This is a genomic window from Halorubrum sp. C191 (assembly GCF_002727095.1).
In the GTDB taxonomy this organism is placed as follows: Archaea; Halobacteriota; Halobacteria; order Halobacteriales; family Haloferacaceae; genus Halorubrum; species Halorubrum ezzemoulense.
In genome coordinates, this window is the sequence record NZ_NHNZ01000194.1 from 1 (window position 1) to 21954 (window position 21954).

Below are 21954 nucleotides of genomic sequence, written 5' to 3' on the forward strand. Positions count from 1 at the left end.
GTGCGCTTCGACCTCCACGGGACGGGCGGGGCAGAACCGGCGCTGGCGGAGTCTGTCGCAGTGATTTATGAGCCCGCGGAATGAATGAAAGTGACATGTCACCGATCGCCGACGCGATCCTCGCGTTCGACGGGCCCGCGCCCCGGGTCGTCGCCGATCTCCGGAGCGTGTCGTTCGAGGTCGAACACGTCCGCGAGGACGTGGAGGACCGCTACTCGGACGCCGACCTCGACGAGGCGTACCAGCTGGTGATGTCGAACCAGATCACGGGCGACGACTTCAAGCGCCTCGTGGGGAAGAGTCGGTACGCTGCGCAGACGCTGTTCTTCGACGACCTGGTGGTGTTCCTCTTCCCGTCGAACCGATACGACGCGGTGTTCGCGTCGTTCGACTACGACGAGTCCTTCCCGGTGAACGAGCTGGTGAGCGCGGTCTCTGAGGCGACGACCGAGTGACCGCGCGGCGGAACCGGTTCCCGGGCGTTAGCGGTCGGGGTTTTCGAGGTGATAGAGGAGGTCGTACTCGCCGACGTTCTCGCCGGTTTCGAGGACCTCGCTCAGCACGCGCTCGTGCTCCTCGTCGATGTCGTGGGACGACTCCTCGTACGCCTCGTAGACCGCGTCGATGTCCTCGGCTTTCATATAGTAAACGAGGTAGTCCCCGTCGTCGGCGTGCTCGACGAACGCGGTCTCGGAGTACATCCCTTCGTTGCGCAGGGTTTCAACCGCCTCGGACTCTCGATCCCGAATCTCTCGCGCCCACGCTTCGAGCCGCTCGGTCGCTCCGGACTCGATCCGCTGTTTCGTGAGGACGACGTCGACCATACGGCCGGGTCGCGCCCGTTTCACCTAACGGTTGTCCGCCTTTGTTAACTGTTGGCACGCTCTCGGACGGCGGGAGTCAGTCCTCCTCCGGGTCCTCGCCGCGCGCCCGCTTGTACATCGCGAGCGCCTCCTCGCGGCGCTCCGAGTGGTCGACGATCGGCGCGGGATACGCCGGGGCCGCGTTCGCGCGCTGTGTCGGCGACAGCTCGTGCCACTCGTGGATGAGGTCGGGCTCGACGCCGCGCAGTTCGGGGACGTACGCCGTGATGTACTCCGCGTCGGGGTCGTATCGCTCGCCCTGCGTCATGGGATTGAAGATGCGGAAGTACGGCTGCGCGTCGGTCCCCGTCGAGGCTGCCCACTGCCAGCCGCCGTTGTCGTTCGCGGTGTCGTGGTCGGCCAGCCGCTCGCGGAAGTGGTGGTAGCCGTGCCGCCAGTCCGCGAGCAGGTCCTTCGTGAGGAAGGAGGCGACGATCATCCGCACGCGGTTGTGCATGAACGCCTCCTCGCGCAGCTGGCGCATCCCGGCGTCGACGATGGGATATCCCGTCTCGCCGCGCTTCCACGCCGCGATCTCGTCGGGGTCGTCGCGCCAGTCGATCCCCTCCTCGTACTCCTTGTAGTTCGCCGTCACCACCTCGGGGTTGTGGAAGAGGACCTGCGTGTAGAACTCCCGCCACGCCAGCTGCTGTTGGAACTCCTCGACCTGCTCGGGGGCGTCGTCGGGCCGCGCGTCCGACGCCGCCTCGGCCATCGCCTCCTCGGTCGCCGCGTACGCCTCGCGGACGCCGATCTCCCCGTACTTGAGGAAGGTCGACAGCCGCGAGGTCGCGTCCTCGGCGGGGTAGTCGCGCTCGGCCTCGTAGGCGAACACCGCCTCGTCGAGGAAGTCGGAGAGGCGCTCGCGCGCGGCAGCGGTCCCCGCCGGCCCGACATCGGCGTCCGGCTCGGCGAAGCCGAGGTCGGCGGGCGTCGGGAGGTCGCCCACCGTGGCGACGGGGAGCGCGTCGACGCCGGCGTCGGCCACCGTCGCGTCGCCCGCGTCGGTCCCGTCGATAGCGTCGACCGCGTCCGTCAGTCGGTCGGCGGCGGCGAGCGCAGCGCCGGTCGGCGCGGAAAGGGGGTCGTCCTTCGCGCGGTCGGTCCACTTCTTCCAGTAGTAGCTGTACACGGAGTACGGGTCCCCGGCGTTCGTCCGGATCGCGTCGGGGTCGTGGAGGACCGCGTCGTGGTGGGCCTCTCGCGCGACGCCGGCCGCGTCGAGCGCGCGTCGAACCCCGGCGTCGCGCTCGCGGGCGAGCCCCGAGTAGTCGCGGTTCCAGACGACGCGCTCGGCGCCGAGCGCCTCGGCGAGGCGCGGGAGCAGCGCTTCAGGGTCCCCGTGCGCGACGATCAGGTCGCTCCCGCGCTCGCGGTACGCCTCGCGGAGCGCCGCGAGCCCGTCGAGCAGGCGGCGGACCCGCACGTCGCTCGCGTGGTCGAGCACGTCGGGGTCGAAGACGAAGACGGGCGCGGCGGGCCCCTGGTCGGCGTCTTCGCTCGCGTCTCCGTCGCCGGCCCCCGCGGCGGCCGCTAAGCCGACGTTGTCCGCGACTCTGAGGTCCCGTCGGTGCCAGAACAGCTCCATGGGATCCGCACGGACGCGTCCACCGTGAAACCACCGGGACCGGCGGAGGCTTGACTGGCTCCGAGCAGGTCCTATCGGGCGTCCGCGTCGGCCCCCGTGAGCGATTCGAGCAGTCGCACGGCCGGCGCTTTCGCCAGCGGGTCGTTCCCGTTCCCGCAGTGGGGCGACTGGACGCAGGCGGGGCAGCCACCCTCGCAGCCGCAGGTGTCGATCAGACGCGCGGTTCGGGTCATCAGCTCCTCGATCCGCCGGTGGCCGCGGCGCGTGAGTCCGACGCCGCCGGGGTAGCCGTCGTAGACGAACACCGCCGGCCCCTCAGTGTGCGGGTGGTGGGGCGTCGAGATCCCCCCCACGTCGGCCCGGTCGCACAGCAGGTGGAAAGGGAACAGCGAGATGATCCCGTGTTCGGCGGCGTGGATCCCGCCGTTGAACGCGTACTCGCCGCCCGGGATCGGCTCGCCGTCGACATCGACGCCCGAATCGGGCGCACCTCCGTCGGCGCTGACCTCGGGATCTCCGGCGTCCCCATCGTCGAGCGCGTCGCCGAGTCGCCGCATCTCGCGCTCGACGTCCGCGGGCACAGGGAAGTACAACGACTTCGTCCGTAGCGTCGTCTCCGGGAGGTCGAGCGTCGACTCGCCGAGCGACTCCCCGGTCGCCGCGTCCTTCCGCACGAACCCCGTGATCTGCTCGGTCACCGTGACGTCCGCGAACCGGACGGGCACGTCGGGGCGCGCCGAGAGCGCCCGCTCGTCGAGGTCCTCGTTCACGACGATGTCCTTGTCGGAGCGCACCTGCGTGTAGTAGTCCGCCCACGACTGCTGGAGCTCGGCCACGTCGCGGTCGAGGTCCAGCTCGACCACCTCGTAGGTGCGGCCCTGCTGGTGGTAGATCGCGCCCGGGTGGGCGTCGCGGAGCGCGTCCGCGAAGCCGAGCGTCGCGACCGTCTCGCCGCTCGACCGCTCGATCAGCGATATCTCGCGCTCCTCGGCCGTGCGGAGGTTCACGGACTGCTGGGGGCTTCCGTCGCCGGCGTGGACCCAGCGCGTGCCCTTCGCGGCCTCGCGCCGTTCGAGGGCGCCCGCCTCGGTCAGGCCGGCGACGACGCCCGGGAACGTGTCGCCGAAGAAGCGCTCGTCGTCTGGAGAGAGCCAGTTCTCGTCGGCCGCGCAGGCGACGTGGCCGGGCATGAGCTGCCCGTTCTCCGGGTCGCAGATCGCGTCCTCCGGCGGCGCGTCGAAGAAGTCGCTCGGGTTGCGCATCAGGTACTGGTCGAGCTGGTCCTCGCCCCCGACCATGACGACCGTGGCCGGGTCGTCGCCGCGACCGGCCCGCCCCGCGCGCTGGTGCGCGGACATCCGCGTGCCGGGGTAGCCGTCCAGCACCACGGCGTCGAGCCCGCCCACGTCGACGCCGAGTTCGAGGGCGCTCGTCGACCAGACGCCGCGGAGGTCGCCCGCGTGGAGGTCGGCCTCGATCTCGCGGCGTCGGTCGTCGGTGAGCGCCGCCTGGTACGCGCCGACCTTCCCTGCGAGGTCGCGCTCCCCCCGCTCGCGGAGGTCGCTCGCGCTGTCGGTCGCGTACTGCTCGGCGGTCTGGCGGGCGCGGGTGAACGCGAGCGTCTGCTGGCCCGCCGTGACGAGGTCGACGAAGAGGCGCTTGCTCTCCGTGTGGCTCGACTTCCGGCGGCCGCTGCCGCGCTCCTGCCAGTCGTCGTCGTACTCGGGCGGGTTCCACAGCACCCAGTCGCGCGGCCCGCGCCCCGAGGTGTCCTCGTCGACGAGGGCGATCCCGTCGGGGTCGCGGCCGGTAACGGTCGCGACGTGGTCGACGGGGTTGTTGATCGTCGCCGAGCAGCAGACGAACTGCGGCGCGGAGCCGAATCGCTCGCAGGTTCGCGCGAGCCGGCGGAGGGTCAGCGCGACCTGCGAGCCGAACACGCCGCGGTAGCTGTGGACCTCGTCGATTACGACGTGCTCCAGCGAGGAGAAGAACCAGTCCCACAGGCGCCCCGCGTACGGGAGCAGCGCGTAGTGGAGCATGTCCGGGTTCGAGAGGAGGACGGTTGGGCGGCGGTCGCGCACGTCGCGCTTCTCCGCCCGCGAGAGCCGCCCGGTGTACGAGTCGACCGACACGCGGCTGCCGAAGCCGAGGTCGGCCGCGAGCTCGGACAGCGACTCCTCCTGGTCGGCTATCAGCGCGTTCTGCGGGCCGATGTACAGCGTGCGCCCGCCGTGGTCCATCGCGGCCTCGAACGCCGGGACGGTGTACGCGAGCGACTTGCCGCTGGCCGTCTCGGTCGCGAGCACGACATCGTCGCCGTCGCGGACCGCGCCGATGGCGTCGGCCTGATGCCGGTAGAGCCGCTCGATGCCGCGGTCCGCGAGCGCGTCGGCGAGCCGCGGTTCGAGGTCGACATCGGCGAACTCCGGCTCGCGCGCCGGGAGCCGCCGTTGGTCGGCGATCTGTCCCTCGTAGAAGGGGCGGTCTCGCAGCCACTCGATGGCGTCGTCCACGGTTACGATACCCTCGGGTCGGCGGGGCCTAACGGTTGCGGTGGCACCGAGGAGAGTGCGGTGTCGACCGGGCGGTTGCGGGAACGCTGTGGCGGCCAGTCGCCCGCAGGAGCGCCGTGCCGCTCAGTCGTCCGCGGGCGATCGCTCGGGCCCGCCGTCGGTCGGTGAGAGGTCGACCGCCGGCTCCGCGGGGCCCTCGCGGGCGAGCGGCGGCCAGCGGACCTCGGTCGCGATCGGCTGGTCGAGGTCGACCCGCATCCGGAGGTCGCCGCGCCGCTCGACGACTTCGAAGCCGACCGTCCGGTAGACGCTCCGCGCGGGGCGGTTCCCGGTCTCGACGTGGAGTTCGATCCCGTCGCGGCCGGCGGCCGCGGCGTTGGCGATCACGTGACGGCACAGCTCCGTCCCGACGCCGCGGTCCTGCGCGTCCGGGTGGACGAAGACGGCGAGTTCGGGGGTGTCGGCGTCGGTCGGGGTGTACATCGCGTGGCCGAACAGTTCGCCGTCCCGCTCGGCGACGACGTTGTTCCCCTCCGACAGCATGGATCGGATCCAGTCGACGCGCCGGCGCCGGCTCACCGGCGGGAGCCCCTGCGCGCGGTGGGGGCGGCCGAACCGCTCGTACATCTCTGCGAGGAACGGCTCGTCCGCGTCGGTCGCGGGCCGGATCGTCCAGCGCGCGCCCTCCTTGTCGACGAAGCGCGGACACCGCGGCGGGCAGTGCGGCGTCCCCTCGCACTCGCTCCCGTCCCAGCCGTCGCAAGCGGCGCTCGCGGTACCGGAGGTCATGTATCAACGTTGGCGTCGGGTCGTGTTATATGGTGACAACGACTTTCACAGCGTGAGAATCGGTAACGGAGTCGGCGTCGGCCGCAACGTGGTCGGATCGGGGGTTACTCCCGGATCAGCACGATCCCCTCGCGGAACACGACGTGGTTCGGGAGGACGTGCTCCTCGCCGTCGGTCTCGATGTGGGTGACGAAGAGGTCGACCTCCTGAACGACGCCGCGCTCGCCGGCGACGCGGACCTCGTCGCCGATGCTGTACGGCTGTCGGAGCAGGAGAAAGACGCCGGCGGCGGCCGACGCGACGAGGTCTTTCGTCGCGAGCGCGGCGAACAGCACCACCGCAAACGCGTACGCCGCGAGCAGCACGATGAGCGCGAGCGTCTGAACGCCCACCTGTCCGAGGGCGATGAGCGCGGCGACGTAGACGACGCTGTAGTTCACGACCGTCGGGAGGACGCCGAGTTCGGGGAGCTTGATCCCCCGGAGGCGCTCGGCGACGAGCAGCTCCGCCTTGTCGCCGACGACGACGCCGACGATGACGACGACGGCGGCGACGAACAGCCGCGGGAGGAAGGCGGCGACGCCGGACCAGAACTGTTCGAGGTAGTTCACGTCTGCGACCGTGAGGGCGACGATGACCGCGACGGCGACGATGAAGTAGCTCGACAGCTGCGCCAAGATCCGCACCGTCGAGGTGTCGAACTCGCGGGCCGTCCGCTCGAAGGTGGTCCCCTCGATCACCTCGGGGACGCCCGCCCGGCGGAGCAGCCGGCGGTTGATCACGCCGGTGAGGTACGCCAGCGCGAGACCGAAGAGGAGCACCGCCAGCGCCAGCCAGATCCGGTACCGCACGTTCAGGAGGAACTCTGGGACGGTGATCTGGACCGCGGACATGAGTCAGTACTCCTCCGGATCGATCTCCAAGACGAGTTCGCCCGCCTTGAACGCCCGGACGAGCCCGTCCGACTCGGAGAGGACGATCGCGGTCGAGTTGGTGTCGCGGGTGATCGCGGCTCCGGACATGTGGCGCGCGCCGAGGCCCTTCGGGATGTCGACCCCCTCGGCAGCGGGTTCGAGGTAACGGTACGCCGAGACGATCTTCCCGGAGTCGGAGACGACGAACGCGCCGTCCAGCCGCGAGAACTCCTTGAGCATGACGTTCACGATTGGGTCGCCGACGTGGACGTGGCTCTTCTCGAATGGGTTGTACGACAGCGGCCGCGACTTGTTCATCACCTTCCCCGCGTCGCCGACGACGAACAGCGCGCCCACCGGCTTCCCCTTTTGTCCCTTCTGACCGAGTTCGATCGCGACCTCGAACACGTCGCGGATCACGCTCGGCTCGGCGCGGGAGTTGGCGAACAGGTCGAAGATGCCGGTGTGGATACTCTCGTCGACGGTGACCCGGACGACCGCGTCCGAGCCGCCCTCGAAGACGGAGGCGACGCACGCGACCTCGTCGCCCTCGGAGACGAGGTCCGCGTCCATCGCGCCCTCGATGCCGAACCGGATCCGGTCTTTCACGTTGTCGAAGGGGAGCGGGAGATCGACGAACGTCTCAGCGTCGACGTCGTTGTCGGGCGCGACGACGACGACCTCGCTCCCGCCGTTCGCGAACCGCTCGTAGAAGGAGCTCGTCGGAGAGAACAGCAGCGCGGCGTCGACGTCAGCGACGAGGTCCGCTAGGTGGTCGGTGAGCGAGTCCATTGACGCAACTGACACGAGGAATCCGTATAGTCGTTGCGTCGGCGTCGTGCGTGCGTCTGACGCCGAGCGAGAGTGGCGGCGCGATCCGGAGCGAAGCGGCCAGCGGGGCGCGGTCCGGAACGAAGCGGCCGCTGGTGCGGGCCCGAACCAGGTCAGTCGTCGGCGGCCGCGGCCGGCTCCGTCGCGCTCGGCGTCGGTCGGTCGCGGATCAGGTCCGCCGCCCGCTCGGCGACGGCGATCGTCGGGGCGTTCGTGTTGCCGCCGACGAGCGTGGGCATCACGCTCGCGTCGACGACGCGGAGCCCCTCGACGCCGTGAACCCGAAGCTCCTCGTCCACGACCGCCGCCTCGTCGTCCCCCATCGCGCACGTGCCGACGGGGTGGTACACGGTGTGACACGTGTCGCGGACGTGCCGGGCGATCGCCTCGTCGGTCTCGGCGTCCTCGCCGGGCCACACCTCGCGCCCGACGTGCCCGGCGAGCGCGTCCTGCCGGGCGATCTCGCGGGCGCGCTTGACCCCGTCCACGAGCGTTTCGAGGTCCGCGTCCGCGTCGAGGTAGTTCGGGTCGATGATAGGGTCGTCGAACGGGTCGGCGGAGCGAAGCGTGACGCGCCCGCGGCTCTCCGGCCGGAGTTGCGTCGCGCCGATCGACAGCCCCCGCCCGGTCTCGGGGTTCGCGAAGCCGTGGTCCATGAAGTACGAGGGAGCGAAGTGGAACTGGAGGTCGGGCCGGGAATCGGCGCCGTCGGTGCGGACGAACCCGCCGGCCTCGGCGACGTTGGAGGTCAGCTTCCCGCGCTTGCGGAGGAACCAGTTGAAGACGTCCAGCAGGCCGCCGGCGTCGTCGAGCGTGCTGATGTCGCCGTCGGTCTCGTAGACGGTGAACGCGAACAGGTGATCTTGGAGGTTCCGACCGACGCCGGGCGACGCCGTCTCGACATCGATGCCGTGGTCCGCGAGGTGGTCTGGGTCGCCCACGCCCGAGAGCATGAGGAGCTGCGGGGAGTTGACCGCGCCGGCGCTGAGGAGGACCTCCTCGGCGGCCCCCGCGGACCGGCTCTGATCGTCCTGGCTGTACTGAACTCCCGTCGCGCGACCGTCCTCGATGGTCACCTCGGTCACCTGCGCGCCGGTCTCGGCAGTGAGGTTCGGTCGGTCGAGGGCGGGCTTGAGGTACGCGTCGGCGGCGCTGTGGCGTTCCCCGTTCTTCTGCGTGACGTGGTACATCCCCACGCCCTCCTGTGCCGCCCCGTTGAAGTCGTCCGTGCGGTCGTAGCCCGCCTGCGCGGCGGCGTCGACAAACGCCTGGGAGACCGGTCGCGGCGAGGACTGGTCCGTCACGTTGAGCGGCCCCGCGGACCCGTGGTAGGGCGATCCCGACGGCGTGAACGTCTCCGCCCGCTTGAAGTACTCCAGCATGGTCTCGTACCCCCAGCCGTTGTTGCCGAGGGCCGCCCAGTCGTCGTAGTCCGACGGGTGGCCGCGGATGTAGATCATCGCGTTCGTGGAGGAGCACCCGCCGAGCGTCTTACCGCGCGGCCAGTAGAGCCGTCGACCGCCGCAGCCGTCCTGCGGCTCGGTGTAGTACTCCCAGTCCGCGTCGCTCTCGAACAGCTCCGGAAAGCCCGCCGGGATCCGCATGTTCCGGTCGTCGTCGGGTGTGCCCGCTTCGAGGAGCAGCACGCTCCTGTCCGGGTCCGCGGTGAGTCGGTTCGCGAGGACGCAGCCCGCAGAGCCCGCCCCGACGACGACGAAGTCGTATTCCGTGTCTGTCATAGACTAGCATGTGAGAGACTAGTATTTAAACGGATCAGCGACTACGAGGTCGCTCGGGTCACGCCGAATATGACTGGACAGACCGGGGTCGAAGCCGACGGGGCCGCGCGTCAGTGCGTCGTCCACCCGCCGTCGATCGAGAGGTTGACTCCGGTGATGTACGAGGCCTTGTCCGAGACGAGGAACGCCGCCGGTTCTGCGATCTCTTCCGGTTCGGCGATGCGGCCGATCGGCGTCTGACTGAGGACGAACTCGTAGAAAGAGTCGTCATTAAGCTCTGACGCAGTCATCTCGGTCTCGACGAAGCCGGGACAGATGCTGTTCACCCGGACGCCGGCGTCGGCGTAATCGACGGCCGTTGTTCGGGTGAAGTTGACGACAGCGCCCTTCGCGGTCGCGTACGCGGCCGTCTGCGGTCCCCCGACCAGTCCGAACACCGACGCGACGTTGAGGACCGCCCCCGAGGACTCGCGCAGGTACGGCATGGCTGCTCGCGTCCCGTAGATGACGCCGTTGAGATTGACCTCTAACAACTTGTGCCAGTCCTCGAGCGACGTCTCCTCGACCGTTCCAGTGAGCCCGATCCCGGCATTGTTCACGAGGATGTCCAACCCGCCGTGTTCCTCGACCGTCTGTTCGACCAGCGATTCGACGGATTCGTACGACGAGACGTCGCACTGGACGAACGAACAGCCGAGCTCCTCGGCGGTCTCTCGTCCCGCCTCCTCGGTCCGGTTCGCGATCACGACCGACGCCCCTTGATCGACGAACTCCGCAGCGATGGCCTTCCCGATGCCGGCCGAGCCGCCGGTGACGATAGCGGTCTTTCCGTCGAGCATATTTACTCGTTTGTGTGTATATTTTGTATTTCTTTCGGAATGTTGATACTGATATGTACTTCCCTCGTTTCGTTGTACCGGGAATCCGCCGGGCGTTTGAAGTCCGCTACGACCGTACCAACGGGTTTAAACGCGCGATAACGGCCGCGTACGGAGTACGAACGTCGGAGGGCCGTCGGCGCCTAACGCGTCCGAGCGGGCCGCGGCGGCGTCGGCGCACACCGCGCGCCGTTCGACGGCGTTATGCCTCGCTGCCAGAATCGTTATCCGTGAACATCAACACCGTCCGAGACTCCTGGACGAACCGGACGGGCGAATACTCGCCGGCGTACTACGCCCACCGCGGGCCGAACAAGACGAGCGAGCTGATCCGTGAGGGCCTCGACGCGCGCCTCGACCGCGACGCGGCCGTCCTCGAGCTGGGGTGCGGGTCGGGCCGGCACCTCGACCACCTCGCAACCCACGGCTTCGAGGACCTCTCTGGCGTCGACATCAACCCCGGGGCGTTCGACGAGATGCGGGACGCCTACCCCGAGCTCGCCGCCGACGGGACCTTTCACTGCGGCGCGATAGAGGACGTGGTCGGCGGGTTTGACGACGGCGCGTTCGACGCGGTGTTCTCGGTCGAGACGCTACAACACCTCCATCCGGACGCCGAGCCGGCCTTCGAGGAGATAGCGCGGATCACCGACGAGCTTCTGATCACGGCCGAGATCGAGGCCCCGACGCAGGGGTCGGCGTCAGCTCCGCCGGACGTGAACTACGTCGACGAGGGGACGCCGCTGTTCTACCGGGACTGGGGCGAGGTGTTCACCTCGCTCGGGCTCGTCGAGGTCGACGTCACCCGCGGGAAGCGAGACACCACGCGGACCTTCCGCGCGTCCCGTTGACAGACGCCCGTTCCTGACGCGGTGTGAGCGCGACCGGCGGTCTCCCGCGCGACTTTTACCCGCGAGCCGACAACTCCGGACACATGGCGACTCGCGAGGCCCTCTGGGGGTACCGGAACCGGTTCGGCGACGCCTTCGGGCGCACCTACTTCCGGCGGTTCGGTCCCGGCGTCGTCTCCAGCGTCGGGATCGGGACGTACCTCGGCGACCCGACGCCCGCGGTCGACGAGGCCTCGCGCGAGTCGATCGAGCTGGCGCTCCGGTCCGGCGTGAACCACGTGGACACCGCGGCCAACTACCGCTGCGGCCGCGCCGAGCGCGTCGTCGGCGAGGCGCTCCGGGACGCCCCCCTCGACCGGGAGTCGGTGGTCGTCGCCACGAAGGGCGGCTTCCTCCCGTTCGACGGCGAGCGACCGAGCGACCCGAGCGCGTACGTCCGCGAGCGCTTCGTCGAGCCGGGGATCGTCGACCCCGACGACCTCGCGAACGGGGCGCACGCGATGACCCCCGACTTCCTGGAGTGGTCGCTCGACCGCTCGCTCGACCGGCTCGGCCTCGACGCGGTCGACTGCTTCTACGTCCACAACCCCGAGACGCAGCTCGCTGTCAGGTCGCGTGGCGACGTGTACGACGCGCTCGAAGCCGCGTTCGAGGCGCTCGAACGCCGGCGCGCCGCGGGCGACGTCGGGGCTTACGGCGTCGCGACGTGGGACGCGTTCCGCGTTGCGGAGGACGGCGACCGGTACCTCTCGCTCGCGGAGGTGCTCTCGCGGGCCGAGGCCGCCGGCGAGGCGGTCAGCCCCGACGACGACCACGGGCTCGCGGCGGTCCAGCTCCCCTTCAACGTCGCGATGGCGGACGCGTTCACCCGGCGGAACCACCGCGCGCCGTCCGAGGGTGACGCGGACGGGCCCGTCTCGGCGCTCTCGTTCGCCCACGAGGCCGGGCTCTCTGTGGTGACGAGCGCGAGCATCGGACAGGGAGACCTCGCGGTCGAGGGCGCGGTCCCGCCCGACGTCGACGCGACGCTCGCCGGGGAGACGCCGGCCCAGCGCGCGCTCAACTTCGCGCGGAGCGCACCGGGCGTCACCTCGTCGCTCGTCGGCACGACCGACCCCGACCACGTCCGCGAGAACGTCGCCGCCGGCACCTTCGACCCGCTGGGCGCGTCGGCGTTCGACGCCGTCTTCGAGTGACCGCGGACGACGACCGGCCCCAAAAGAGGTTTACCCGGACCGACGGTATCGCCTCCTATGTCCCCCACCCGACGAGCCCTCCTCCGCGGCGGCGCCATCGGCGCTATCGCCGCGCTCGCCGGCTGCTCCGGCGCGGACGGCACAGGATCGGAGTCGGTCCGACGGCAGGTCTCCGGGACGGACACGGACCCGACCGTCCTGAAGCCGCGGAACCCGAGCGGCGACCCGGTCCTCCTCGACGGGAGCGCGACCAACGGCGCCGGAGAGCCCGTCGCGATCGACCGCGAGCTCGTCACGAGCGCCGAGCGGGCGGCCGATCTGCTCGTGGCCGAGGATGTCGCCGAGGCGGACCGCGATCGGATCCGGTCGTTCCTCGACGAGACCGACTACGACGCGGAGACGGTGTACGTGTCGCCCGCCGGCATCGAGTCGTGCGAACGACTCCACATCGAGTCCGTCTCGTGGGATCCCGGGCACGTGGAGTTCGAGTACTGCCGCGAGCTCAGGCCGCCGGACGAGGCCTGCGAGGCCGACGCGCGGGTCGCGCTCGCCCTCCTCTTCCGGCTTCCGGTCGTCCTCGACGACCGGCTCACCGGGTCCGGCTCCAGCGGTAGGTCGCCGTGTCGGACTACGGACACGGAGTACGCGGTGATCGACGGGAACGCGACCGTCCCCGGGAACGCCACGGCGACCGACGAGTGGGGTGAGCTCTGATGCCGCGGGGGCTCACCCGGCGCGGCGCGCTCGCCGCCGCCGGCGCCGCCGCGCTCGGCTCGCTCGCCGGCTGCTCGGGCCGGGGGAGCGAGCGGCGGTTCTGGGACGACCCGCCGTCGCTCGACGTCGACGCCGTTCCACGCGAGTTCGACGATTCCGTCCCGGCTCGGCCGCGGATCGTCCCCGTCGGCTTCGAGCCGGAGGTCGCCGCCGCGTTCGCGGACCGCGTCGACCGCCTGCTCAGCCCGATCCCGGACCCCCTGACCGCGGAGCGGCTCCCGCACGGCGGGTTCCGCGGGCGCATCGAGGCGGAGCGGGCGGCGGCCCGCGAGGCGCTGCCGGGACCCGACGAGCCGCTCGTTCCGCTGGAAGCGGTTGAGCGGTACTCAACGGCGCGCGATCACGCCGCGAGCGCCGTCGGCACGTGGGCGGGCGTGACCGTCGAGGGCGATCCGGGAGCGGTGGCGCCCGACGTCGGGGCGGTGCGTCAGCGCGCGTCTGAGACGCTGGACGCGCTCCCCGGTCCCGCCGCGGACCCCCTGGCGGGCGCCGCGGTCTACGGCCCGATCGAGCGGTGGTACGACGAGGCGCTCCGCCGGACGCTGGTCGGCAGCGGGAGTCCGGCCGACGAGGCGAACCCGATCCGCGCGGGAGAGGCGGTCGGAGACGTCGAGCGGGTCCAGTCGTACGTCGAGGCGGGACGGTACCTCGGCGACCGGTACGCGGCCTCGCTCGCCGACCCGCAGCCGGTCGCCGAACCGATCCGCCGCGAAATGGACCGCCTCGGCAGCGCGGTCGGCGACCGGCTCCGCGAGCTCCACGGCGAGGGGGTCGAGGACCTCAGGGAGAACCCCGGCCCGGAGGCCTTCGTCGACGAGCGCGCCGTCGCGCGGGACGCGCCGAGCGCCGACCTCCTGTCGAGCGCGGTCTACCGGAGCTTCGACGGGCTGTGGTTCGACCCGGTCGCGGTCGGCGACTACGAGCCCGACCACCCGGCGACCGGGCTGACCCGGACCGCGCTCGTCCAGACCCGGCTCCGAGCGGTCGACGCCGTCGCCGCGCGCGTCGAGGCGGGCGACACGATGTTCCCGGACGAGGCCGCGGCGATCGGCGCGGCGCGCGGCGCGGCGGTCGAGTCCGCCGCGGCGCTCGCGGAGAGCGAGAACCCGCTGGCGCGGTGGCTGGCGACGCAGTTCCTGCCGCTGTTCGCGGAGCAGGACGACGCGCTCGCGGCCGACGAGCGGAGCGCGCTCTCGGCCGCCACGGCGTACGCCGAGTACCGGTGGATCGAGATCGTCGCGGACGAGGCGGGGGCGGTGGCGGAGTCGGTCGCGACGGCGATCGATTCGTGAACGGCGACGGTCAGCGAGGAGAGGCGCGAGCGGTAGTCGAAGTCCGGCAGCGCGGCGGAGGCCGGTGCGGTGCGGGGGAGAGCGATTCGGAGCGGAGTGGTGCGGCGCGGAGGCCGGTGCGGTGCGGCGACGGGCGAGACGACGGTCAGCGGAGCTCCTTGAACCGGCTTCCGCACTCCGGACAGATGCGGACGGAGAACACTTCGTCGGGGTCGTTCTCCTTTTTCAACACCTTTTCGCAGTCGGCACAGTTCAGCCGCTCGTAGGTGTCCTTCATCAGGTCGCCGTCGCGGAGTCCCTTGCGCGTGGATTTCATACTCCGCCGTTCGTCGTCGGGGCGGATAAAAACCCCGTACGACATCGGTCTGACGCGTCGAGCGAGATCGGCACCCGGCGGAGGGACGCGGCCGCAGCCCGCGAGCGGCTCCCGAGATCCGGGTGCGTGCGCTTCCGCAACGCTTGTGTCCGGGCGCGGAGAAGCGCCGCCGTGTCACGGACCCGGCTGTTCGGATCGCTTTGCGCGCTGGTGTTCCTCGTCAACTTCGCGCGCGTCGTGTTCGCCCCTCTGGTGGGAGAGTTCATCGACGCGTTCGGGATCCGCGAGGGGACCGCCGGGCTCATCGTCACGCTCGCGTGGCTCGGCTCGGCCGCGCCGCGCATCCCGGCCGGCTGGGCGCTCACGCGCTTCGCGCGGCGGCGCGTCATCCTCGTCTCCGGCGCGATGCTGACCGCGGGGGCGCTCGGCGTCGCCCTCGCGCCGAGCGTGCTCGCGCTGATGGTCGCCGCCTTCGCGATCGGCTTAGCCTCCGGCGTCTACTTCGTCGCCGCGAACCCGTTCATCGCGGAGCTGTTCCCGCAGCGCGTCGGACGCGTGATGGGCGTTCACGGCATGGCCAGCCAGCTCGCCGCCGTCATCGCCGCGCCCGCCGTCACCGTCGCGCTGTGGTACGACTGGCGGTACGCCTTCTACGCGCTCGCGCTCGCCGCGGCCGCCAGCACGGTCGTGTTCGTCGCGCTCGCGCGGCGGACTGACCTCCCGGACGCCGGCGCGAGCGACACCGACTTCCTCGGGGCCGCCCGCGGCGAGTGGAAGCTGATCCTCGCGGGCATCGTGCTGATGGGCCTCACGAGCTTCGTCTGGCAGGGCCTGTTCAACTTCTATGAGCTGTACATGATCGACAAGGACCTGACGCGGTCGACCGCGCGGAACCTCTTGACGGTGATCTTCGCCGCCGGCGTGCCCGCCTTCCTCGTCTCGGGCGACCTCGCCGACCGGCTTCCCCACGTCCCGTACCTGCTCGGCATCGTCACGGCGTTCGTCGGCGGGGTCGTCCTCGTGGTCGTCGCCGAGGGGCTGGCGGCGGTGATCGCCGCGAGCGTCGTCGTGGGGTTCGCCATCCACATGCTGTTCCCCGCTGGCGACACGTACCTGCTCGCGTCGCTGCCGGACGAGTCCCGCGCGTCGGCGTACGCGATGTTCTCGGCCGGGATGATGTCAACGCAGGCGGCCGGCTCCTGGGCCGTCGGCGAGGCGATCGAGGCGGGCGCGACGTACGACGCCGTCTTCCTCTCACTCGCCGGGGGGCTGGCGCTCCTCGTCGCGGCGTACGCGGTGCTGTACCGCCTCGGACGCGTTCCCGGGGGGGCAGCGGGCGCGACGCGGAGGGTCTGAGGCGACGCCCCGAGCGCCGACCTCGCAGCCCGGCCGACCCCCCGCTCGGGGACCGACGCCGGGTTGGGGCACCGCACCTGTTTTGGTCGTCGCTCCCGTGTGATCGGTAAATGGAGTACGTTCAGGAGCGCGTGACGACCCTCCACGCGTTGACCGACCACCGGCCCGACGCCCCCACGGACCGCGCGGCGGTCGTCGTGCCGATGACCGAGCGCGAGTACGGGACGCTCGCGGCCGAGCGCGTGCTCTCGACGCTAGAGACGGTCGACCCCGCCCGCGTGATCGTTCCGCTCCGGGCGTCGCCCGACCGCGCCGGCCCGTTCGCGGACTGGCTCGACGGGTTCGACCTCGACGTCGAGACGCTGTGGTGCGACGGCCCCGAGCTCGCCTCGCTGCTCGAAGCGCGCGGGCTCGACGGCGACCGCGGCAAGGGTCGGGACGTGTGGCTCGCCCTCGGTCGCGCGCTTGACGAGGAGTTCGTCGTCGTCCACGACGCCGACACGAAGACCTACTCGCCGGCGTTCGTGAACCGGCTGCTGTTCCCGCTCGGGGAAGGGTACGCGTTCTCGAAGGGGTACTACGCCCGCGTCGAGGACGGCTCGCTGTACGGGCGGCTGTTCAGGCTGTTCTTCCGGCCGCTCGTCCGCGCGCTCGGCGACGCCGCGCCGGGGCGGGAGCCGGACGTGCTGGCGTACCTCTCGGCGTTCCGCTACGCGCTCGCCGGCGAGTTCGCGGCGACGAGCGAGCTCGTCTCCGAGCTCCGCGTCCAGCGCGGCTGGGGGCTGGAGGTCGGCACGCTCGGTGAGGCGTTCGACCGCGCCGGGTTCGCCGACAGCGCGCAGGTTGACCTGGGGAGCTACGAGCACGACCACCGCTCCGTCGAGGGGCCGACCGGCCTCGCGGACATGAGCCGGGCGGTCGGCGAGGCGACCCTGCGCGCGGTCGAAGACGCCGGCGTCGACGTCGACTACGACGGCCTCGCCGAGCGCTACCGCGAGGCCGCCGAGACGCTGGTCGACGGCTACGCGACCGACGCGGCGTTCAACGGGCTCTCGTACGACGCCGCCGACGAGCGGTCACAGGTGGCGACGTACGCCGAGGCGCTGGGGGAGCCCGGGCCGGACACTCGACTCCCGGCCTGGCGGAACGCTCCCGTCGACCCCGACGAGGTCTTCGAGGCCGCGACCGCCGACCTCGACGGGGCTCGGGGCGGGGGCACGGACGGCGGAACCGGCGCCGGCGGCAGCCCCGCGACCGACGCCGGACAGACGGGGCCCGCGCCGGGAGAGGACTGACGATGGCGCACGGGAGCGGGCCGAGCGTGGCCGCGCGCGACGACCTCGCCGGCGTCGTCGACCTGTTCGAGTGGCTCACCCGCGCCGAGCTCTCGCGGGCGCTCTCAGAGCTGGCGTTCAAACAGCGGACCGAGGCCGACGAGGCCGCCATCGACGCCGCGATCGACCTCGCGGTCGACGAGTACGCGCTCGTGCCGGCGCCGGACGGGGCGCTCTCCGGGGACGACGTGACGGGCCACACCGCCGAATCGACCGCGCTCGCGGTCGGTCCCGCCGCGTTCCCGACGCTCCCGGAGGGCGCCGAGGACCTCCCGCACATCCTCGACGTGCCCGACCGGGGCGTCGACCGCGAGGCGCTCGCGGACGCGGTCCTCGACCGGCTCCGCCGCGAGGCGGTGACGGCGATAGACGAGGGGGACGCCGAGCGACTGGAAACGCTCGCGGACGTGACCTACGACGTGGAGGCGTGGGCGCCGGTCGACGTGGGCCCGGTCCGGACGCGGATCCTCGCCGAAGTGGACGAGTGACGGCGTCGGACTCGGGAGCTTACCCCGAGAACTCTGACTCGCTCACGCGGACGACGAGCGTCTCGTCGACATCGCGGAGGTCGTACTCGGGCGTCTCGCCCTGTCGCCGCCGGACGTAGAGGGGTTCGACCGGGAGACCGTCGACGAGACCGAACACCTTCAATCGCTGGTCGGTCTCCTCGGGCGGCACGTCGCCGTCGCGGACCTCGCGGGCGAGGTCGCGGGAGAGCCACTCGTCGGACGCGACGGAGGGCTCCAACACGAGCGCCTCCTCGACGAATCGGACGAGGTACCAGTCGAGGTCGTTGAGGAGCGAGACGGCGGCGCCGAGGCTCACGGTGTCGACGGCGACGCTGTTCTCGAACGGCTCCTCGATTCGGTAGGTCGCGAGCGCGTCGCGAGCCGTCTCGCGGGAGAGCAGCTCGTAGGAGAGCTCCACGTCGGGGTCGCCGAGGAGACACACCCGCGTCATGGTCCCACGTCGGACCGGCCGGCGCAAATCCGTTGCGGTCGGCGAGCCGTGGAGGGCGCGGCAGGGGGTCGCGACCGGCGGGCGGTGGAGGAGAGAGATCGCGACCGGCGGGCGGTGGAGGAGAGAGATCGCGACCGGCGGGCGGTGGAGGAGAGAGATCGCGACCGGCGGGCGGTGGAGGAGAGAGATCGCGACCGGCGGCGCCCGGCTCAGAACGTCGAGACGTCGCCCTCGATGACGCTGCGGGTCACGTCCGTCACGTCGGCCAGCTCGCGGTCGACGATGTCGACGACGTCGGCCTCGATGTCGCTCAGCGTGACGCCGTCCTCGGTGACGATCTGCGCGTCCGCGACGTGCGGCTCGTCGATCGGCCGGCCGATCTGCGAGAGGAGCCTGACCTGGAGGTCGCGGATCCCGTCGACCTCCTCGGTGACGGACTCGGCGACGCGGGTGGAGAGCAGGTTGTAGATCTTCCCGATGTGGTTGACGGGGTTCTTCCCGGAGGTCGCCTCCATCGACATCGGGCGGTTCGGGGTGATGAGGCCGTTGGCGCGGTTGCCGCGCCCGACGGAGCCGTCGTCGCCCTGCTCGGCGGAAGTGCCGGTGACAGTCAGGTAGACGGAGCCCTCGTCGTAGTCGTCGGCCGTGTTCACGTCGACGTTGACCTCGCGGTCGGTGTACTCGTGGGCGAGGTCGTCGACGTACTCGCGGACGGACGCGACCGCGTCGTCGTACTCGTCGAGCCCGTCGACGTAGGCGTCGACCATCGCGGCGGCGACGGTGATGTCGATCCGGTCGCCCTCGCGTTTACCCATGATCTTCACGTCGGGGCCGAGCTCGGGGTGGTCGTCGTGGTAGGTCGTGTTGAGCGCGCGCTCGGCCTCGCGGACGATCGTCTCCGTCTCGGTGAGCGGCGCGTGGCCGACGCCGAAGGAGGTGTCGTTGGCCATCGGAACCTCCTGCGTCTCCTCGCCGAACACGTCCTGGAGGTCACCGGAGCCCTCGCCGAGCTTCACGTCGACGACCACGTCGGTGCCGTACTCGAGCTCAGGGATCGCCTCGGCGAGGTAGTCGCGGGCGGCCGCGAGCGCGGTCGAGTCGACCGGGAGCTGCTCGCCGTCGTACTCCTTCGTGGCGCGGCCGACGATGAGGATGTAGACGGGCTCGACGACCTCGCCGCCGCCGAACGCGGGGGCCGCGCGGCCGGCGACCAGCTGCGTCTCGTCGGTGTTGTAGTGGAGCACCTTGCCGACGCGGTCCAAGTAGAGCTGCGAGAGCGCCCGCGAGACCGACTCCGCGACGCCGTCGCAGATCGAGTCTGGGTGACCGATCCCCTTTCGCTCGACGATTTCGACCTCCTGGTCCTCGACCGCCTGCCGGTCGAGGCGGCTGACCTGTATGTTCCGGTCCATTACGCACCGATACTGCGCCGTCGGCACTATAACTTGCGGAAACTCTCCACCGGTAGTGAATAACCTGTAGTTATTCATAGGCGGCTTCGGCGGCCCCGGCCCGGCCCGCGTCGCGCCGGGTGACACAAGCGGGCGCTTGAGTTTCGGCAAGGACTTTGCCGCGGCGAGTGCGACTGCCCCGTATGGACGAACTCGCGCCCTCCCGCCGTCGACTGCTCGCCGGTGCGCTCGCGGGCGGCATCGGCGCCGCCGCCGGCTGTCTCGGGACCGATAGCGACGACGAGTCAGACGACGGGCCGGAACTGCGGCTCTCGCTCTCGCGGGTCGAGGGCTCGCTGCGCGACCGGTACGTTCGCGACCCCGACGCCCCGCCCGAGCGGTGGGACGGGGCGGCGCTCGACGCCGCGCTGGCGGGGGAGCCGTACACGATCCGACACCGGAAGCCGTTCTTCGCGGAGCCGGACGACCCCGCGTACGCCCGCTTCGAGGGGACCTACTACCGGCTCGGGTCGGTGATCGTCGACGAGGTCGCCGAGACCTACCCGGTTCTCCGGCTCTTCGAGGCCGAGAGCGACGGAGCGTCAGCCGGCGACGGCGAGTCGCCGGTCGACGGCGGCGAAGACGGGGATCTCCCGGAGGCCGACCAGCGGGCCGTCCACATCGCGCACTTTGCCGCGCGGGCCCGCGGTGGCGTGGGCGGCTATCCCGTCGGACTGGTCGAGCGCGGCGGCTACGCGTATCGGGCCGAAGCTTCGCGCGCGGAGAGCGCGCTGCTCGACGACGACGGTCCCGACTACGTGACCTACCGAGACACCACCTACCGGGTCGAAATCGAACGGGAGCGGTTTCACGAGGCCGTCCACCGGCCGACCGCCGAGGCGGTCGCCGAGAGCCCCGAGCGAGTGGAGTCGATCCTCCGGGCGGCGCTCGTCGGTCCGAGGGTCGAGCAGGACGAACTCTCCGCGGAGGCCGGACGGATCGTCGATCGGGCCGAGGCAGAGGAGTACGGCGAGACGCACCCGTACTCCGACGCGTACGCCGAACTGCTCCGCGCGATCGACGCGCGCCACTACCTCGACGGGAACGTTCGCAAGGACGCCGGCGTCCGCGAGACCGAAGAAGCGATGATCCGGCACGGCGACGAGTACTACGAGCGGTACCTCCGGATCGTGAACGACGGGGGGAACTGATCGGCCGAGGCGCTTCGCCGTCGCCTCAGCGGGCCGCCTCGTACGCTTCCGCCATCACGTCGAGCGCCTCGCGCAGGTCGCTCTCGTCGGTCGCGTACGAGACCCGCGCGTGACCGGCGCCGTTCTCCCCGAACGCCTCGCCGGGGACGACGACCACGCCGCGGTCGAGACACTCGTCGACGAATCCCTCGGGCACCCGCGGCATCGCGTAGAAGGCCCCCTTCGGGGTGGGACAGTCGAGGCCGATCTCCGCGAACCCCTCCAAGACGATGTCGCGGCGGCGCTCGAAGGACGCCGTCATCTCGTCGACCACGCCGCGGTCGCCCCGCAGCGCGGCCTCGGCGGCGTACTGCGCCGGCGCCGAGGCGCACGCCTGCGCGTACTGGTGGACGCGCAGCATGCGCTCGACGCGCCCCTCGGCGCCGTACACCCAGCCGAGCCGCCAGCCGGTCATCGAGAACAGCTTCGAGGCCGAGTTGACGACGACGACGTTGTCCGTCTCGGCGAACTCGATCGGCGAGTGATGTTCGCCGTCGAAGACGGTGTACTCGTACACCTCGTCGGAGAGACAGAGCACGTCGTGCTCGTCGGCGATGCGCGCGAACTCCCGGACGTCTTCCTCGGAGGAGACCGCCCCGGTCGGATTCCCTGGAGAGTTGACGACGAACGCCGCGGTGTCCTCGGTGATCGCCGCCCTGACCGCGGCCGGGTCGATCGTGAGGTCGTCGCGGAGCGGCACAGGGACGGGTTCGCCGCCGGCCAACTTCGTCAGCGCGTCGTAGGAGACGAACCCGGGGTCCGGGATCAGCACCTCGTCGCCGGCGTCGACGTGCGCCTCCAAGGCGACGTGGAGCGCCTCGCTGCCGCCCGCGGTCGCGATGACGTTGTCGGGGTCGAGGTCGATCCCCTGATCGGCGCGGTGCTTCTCGGCGATCGCCTCCCGCAGCGCGGGGGTCCCCTTGTTCTCGGTGTACGCGTCCGCCTTTCCGGACTCGATCGCGTCGACGGCGGCTTGGCGGGCGTGGGGCGGCGTCGGGAAGTCGGGCTGTCCGAGCCCGAGGTTGATCGCGTCGTCGCCGGCCGCCTCGAACACCTCGCGGATCCCGCTTATCGAGATCCGTTCGACCCTGTCGGAGAACGTCGTCATACCGTTCT

At 71.1% G+C, this 21954-nt stretch carries 21 protein-coding genes; 9 read left to right on the plus strand and 12 right to left on the minus strand.

Features of this window, described 5'->3' with window-relative positions; genetic code table 11:
* Positions 1-95 precede the first annotated feature (95 nt).
* Positions 96-455, plus strand: a complete 360-nt coding sequence (locus Z052_RS17175; RefSeq protein ID WP_086216754.1) for a hypothetical protein — start codon at positions 96-98, stop codon at positions 453-455.
* Between the two features lie 27 nt (positions 456-482).
* On the opposite strand, the gene Z052_RS17180 is transcribed toward Z052_RS17175, so the two are convergent.
* The 8 genes from Z052_RS17180 to Z052_RS17215 all read right to left on the minus strand — a co-directional run bounded on the left by Z052_RS17180 (position 483) and on the right by Z052_RS17215 (position 10079).
* Complete coding sequence (locus tag Z052_RS17180; RefSeq protein WP_089307585.1) at positions 483-824, minus strand: DUF6176 family protein; 342 nt, start codon at positions 822-824, stop codon at positions 483-485.
* 76 nt (positions 825-900) lie between these two features.
* Complete coding sequence (locus tag Z052_RS17185) at positions 901-2451, minus strand: deoxyribodipyrimidine photo-lyase (RefSeq protein ID WP_094521052.1); 1551 nt, start codon at positions 2449-2451, stop codon at positions 901-903.
* 71 nt (positions 2452-2522) lie between these two features.
* Positions 2523-4967: a DEAD/DEAH box helicase gene (locus Z052_RS17190; RefSeq protein WP_089307583.1), complete on the minus strand. Its 2445-nt coding sequence runs from the start codon at positions 4965-4967 to the stop codon at positions 2523-2525.
* 123 nt (positions 4968-5090) lie between these two features.
* Positions 5091-5756 (minus strand): GNAT family N-acetyltransferase, encoded by a 666-nt coding sequence (locus Z052_RS17195; protein ID WP_094495372.1) that lies wholly within the window; start codon positions 5754-5756, stop codon positions 5091-5093.
* A 104-nt stretch (positions 5757-5860) separates the two neighbouring features.
* A complete protein-coding gene (locus Z052_RS17200) occupies positions 5861-6649 on the minus strand; it encodes a mechanosensitive ion channel domain-containing protein (RefSeq protein ID WP_094521051.1) in 789 nt (262 codons plus the stop codon).
* A 3-nt stretch (positions 6650-6652) separates the two neighbouring features.
* Positions 6653-7462: a diadenylate cyclase DacZ gene (dacZ, locus tag Z052_RS17205; protein WP_049929410.1), complete on the minus strand. Its 810-nt coding sequence runs from the start codon at positions 7460-7462 to the stop codon at positions 6653-6655.
* A 152-nt stretch (positions 7463-7614) separates the two neighbouring features.
* The gene (locus tag Z052_RS17210; protein WP_094592667.1) at positions 7615-9240 is read right to left on the minus strand and encodes a GMC family oxidoreductase; all 1626 of its coding nucleotides are present in this window, start codon (positions 9238-9240) and stop codon (positions 7615-7617) included.
* Between the two features lie 110 nt (positions 9241-9350).
* Positions 9351-10079, minus strand: a complete 729-nt coding sequence (locus Z052_RS17215) for an SDR family NAD(P)-dependent oxidoreductase (RefSeq protein WP_049929408.1) — start codon at positions 10077-10079, stop codon at positions 9351-9353.
* A gap of 269 nt (positions 10080-10348) precedes the next feature.
* Between Z052_RS17215 and Z052_RS17220 the strand changes: the two genes are divergently transcribed.
* From Z052_RS17220 to Z052_RS17235, 4 genes are all read left to right on the plus strand, one after another.
* The gene (locus Z052_RS17220) at positions 10349-10969 is read left to right on the plus strand and encodes a class I SAM-dependent methyltransferase (RefSeq protein ID WP_049929407.1); all 621 of its coding nucleotides are present in this window, start codon (positions 10349-10351) and stop codon (positions 10967-10969) included.
* Between the two features lie 83 nt (positions 10970-11052).
* Positions 11053-12165: an aldo/keto reductase gene (locus tag Z052_RS17225; RefSeq protein ID WP_094521050.1), complete on the plus strand. Its 1113-nt coding sequence runs from the start codon at positions 11053-11055 to the stop codon at positions 12163-12165.
* A gap of 57 nt (positions 12166-12222) precedes the next feature.
* The gene (locus tag Z052_RS17230) at positions 12223-12879 is read left to right on the plus strand and encodes a hypothetical protein (RefSeq protein WP_094521049.1); all 657 of its coding nucleotides are present in this window, start codon (positions 12223-12225) and stop codon (positions 12877-12879) included.
* Positions 12879-14231: a hypothetical protein gene (locus Z052_RS17235; protein ID WP_099289294.1), complete on the plus strand. Its 1353-nt coding sequence runs from the start codon at positions 12879-12881 to the stop codon at positions 14229-14231. The genes Z052_RS17230 and Z052_RS17235 overlap by 1 nt, the downstream gene beginning before the upstream one ends.
* Before the next feature lie 145 nt (positions 14232-14376).
* Here Z052_RS17235 and Z052_RS20625 read toward each other — a convergent pair whose 3' ends face one another.
* Complete coding sequence (locus tag Z052_RS20625) at positions 14377-14547, minus strand: HVO_0758 family zinc finger protein (RefSeq protein WP_167373059.1); 171 nt, start codon at positions 14545-14547, stop codon at positions 14377-14379.
* 171 nt (positions 14548-14718) lie between these two features.
* Here Z052_RS20625 and Z052_RS17240 point away from each other — a divergent pair, with 171 nt between their 5' ends.
* The 3 genes from Z052_RS17240 (at position 14719) to Z052_RS17250 (ending at position 17725) form a co-directional block, all read left to right on the plus strand.
* Positions 14719-15903 (plus strand): MFS transporter, encoded by a 1185-nt coding sequence (locus Z052_RS17240; RefSeq protein WP_049929403.1) that lies wholly within the window; start codon positions 14719-14721, stop codon positions 15901-15903.
* A 110-nt stretch (positions 15904-16013) separates the two neighbouring features.
* Positions 16014-17198, plus strand: a complete 1185-nt coding sequence (locus Z052_RS17245; RefSeq protein WP_049929402.1) for a glycosyl transferase family 2 — start codon at positions 16014-16016, stop codon at positions 17196-17198.
* A gap of 2 nt (positions 17199-17200) precedes the next feature.
* Complete coding sequence (locus Z052_RS17250; RefSeq protein ID WP_049929401.1) at positions 17201-17725, plus strand: hypothetical protein; 525 nt, start codon at positions 17201-17203, stop codon at positions 17723-17725.
* A gap of 19 nt (positions 17726-17744) precedes the next feature.
* Here the strand turns inward: Z052_RS17250 and Z052_RS17255 are convergent, their stop codons facing one another.
* Together Z052_RS17255 and Z052_RS17260 are read right to left on the minus strand one after the other, a co-directional pair.
* Complete coding sequence (locus tag Z052_RS17255) at positions 17745-18197, minus strand: DUF5804 family protein (RefSeq protein WP_049929400.1); 453 nt, start codon at positions 18195-18197, stop codon at positions 17745-17747.
* Positions 18198-18406: 209 nt separating this feature from the next.
* Positions 18407-19609 (minus strand): methionine adenosyltransferase, encoded by a 1203-nt coding sequence (locus tag Z052_RS17260; RefSeq protein WP_094521047.1) that lies wholly within the window; start codon positions 19607-19609, stop codon positions 18407-18409.
* Between the two features lie 182 nt (positions 19610-19791).
* Here Z052_RS17260 and Z052_RS17265 point away from each other — a divergent pair, with 182 nt between their 5' ends.
* Positions 19792-20799, plus strand: a complete 1008-nt coding sequence (locus Z052_RS17265; protein ID WP_094521046.1) for a hypothetical protein — start codon at positions 19792-19794, stop codon at positions 20797-20799.
* A gap of 25 nt (positions 20800-20824) precedes the next feature.
* Here Z052_RS17265 and Z052_RS17270 read toward each other — a convergent pair whose 3' ends face one another.
* Positions 20825-21946 carry a pyridoxal phosphate-dependent aminotransferase gene (locus Z052_RS17270; RefSeq protein ID WP_094521045.1) on the minus strand — a complete coding sequence of 374 codons (1122 nt, stop codon included), beginning with the start codon at positions 21944-21946 and terminating at the stop codon, positions 20825-20827.
* Positions 21947-21954 lie beyond the last annotated feature (8 nt).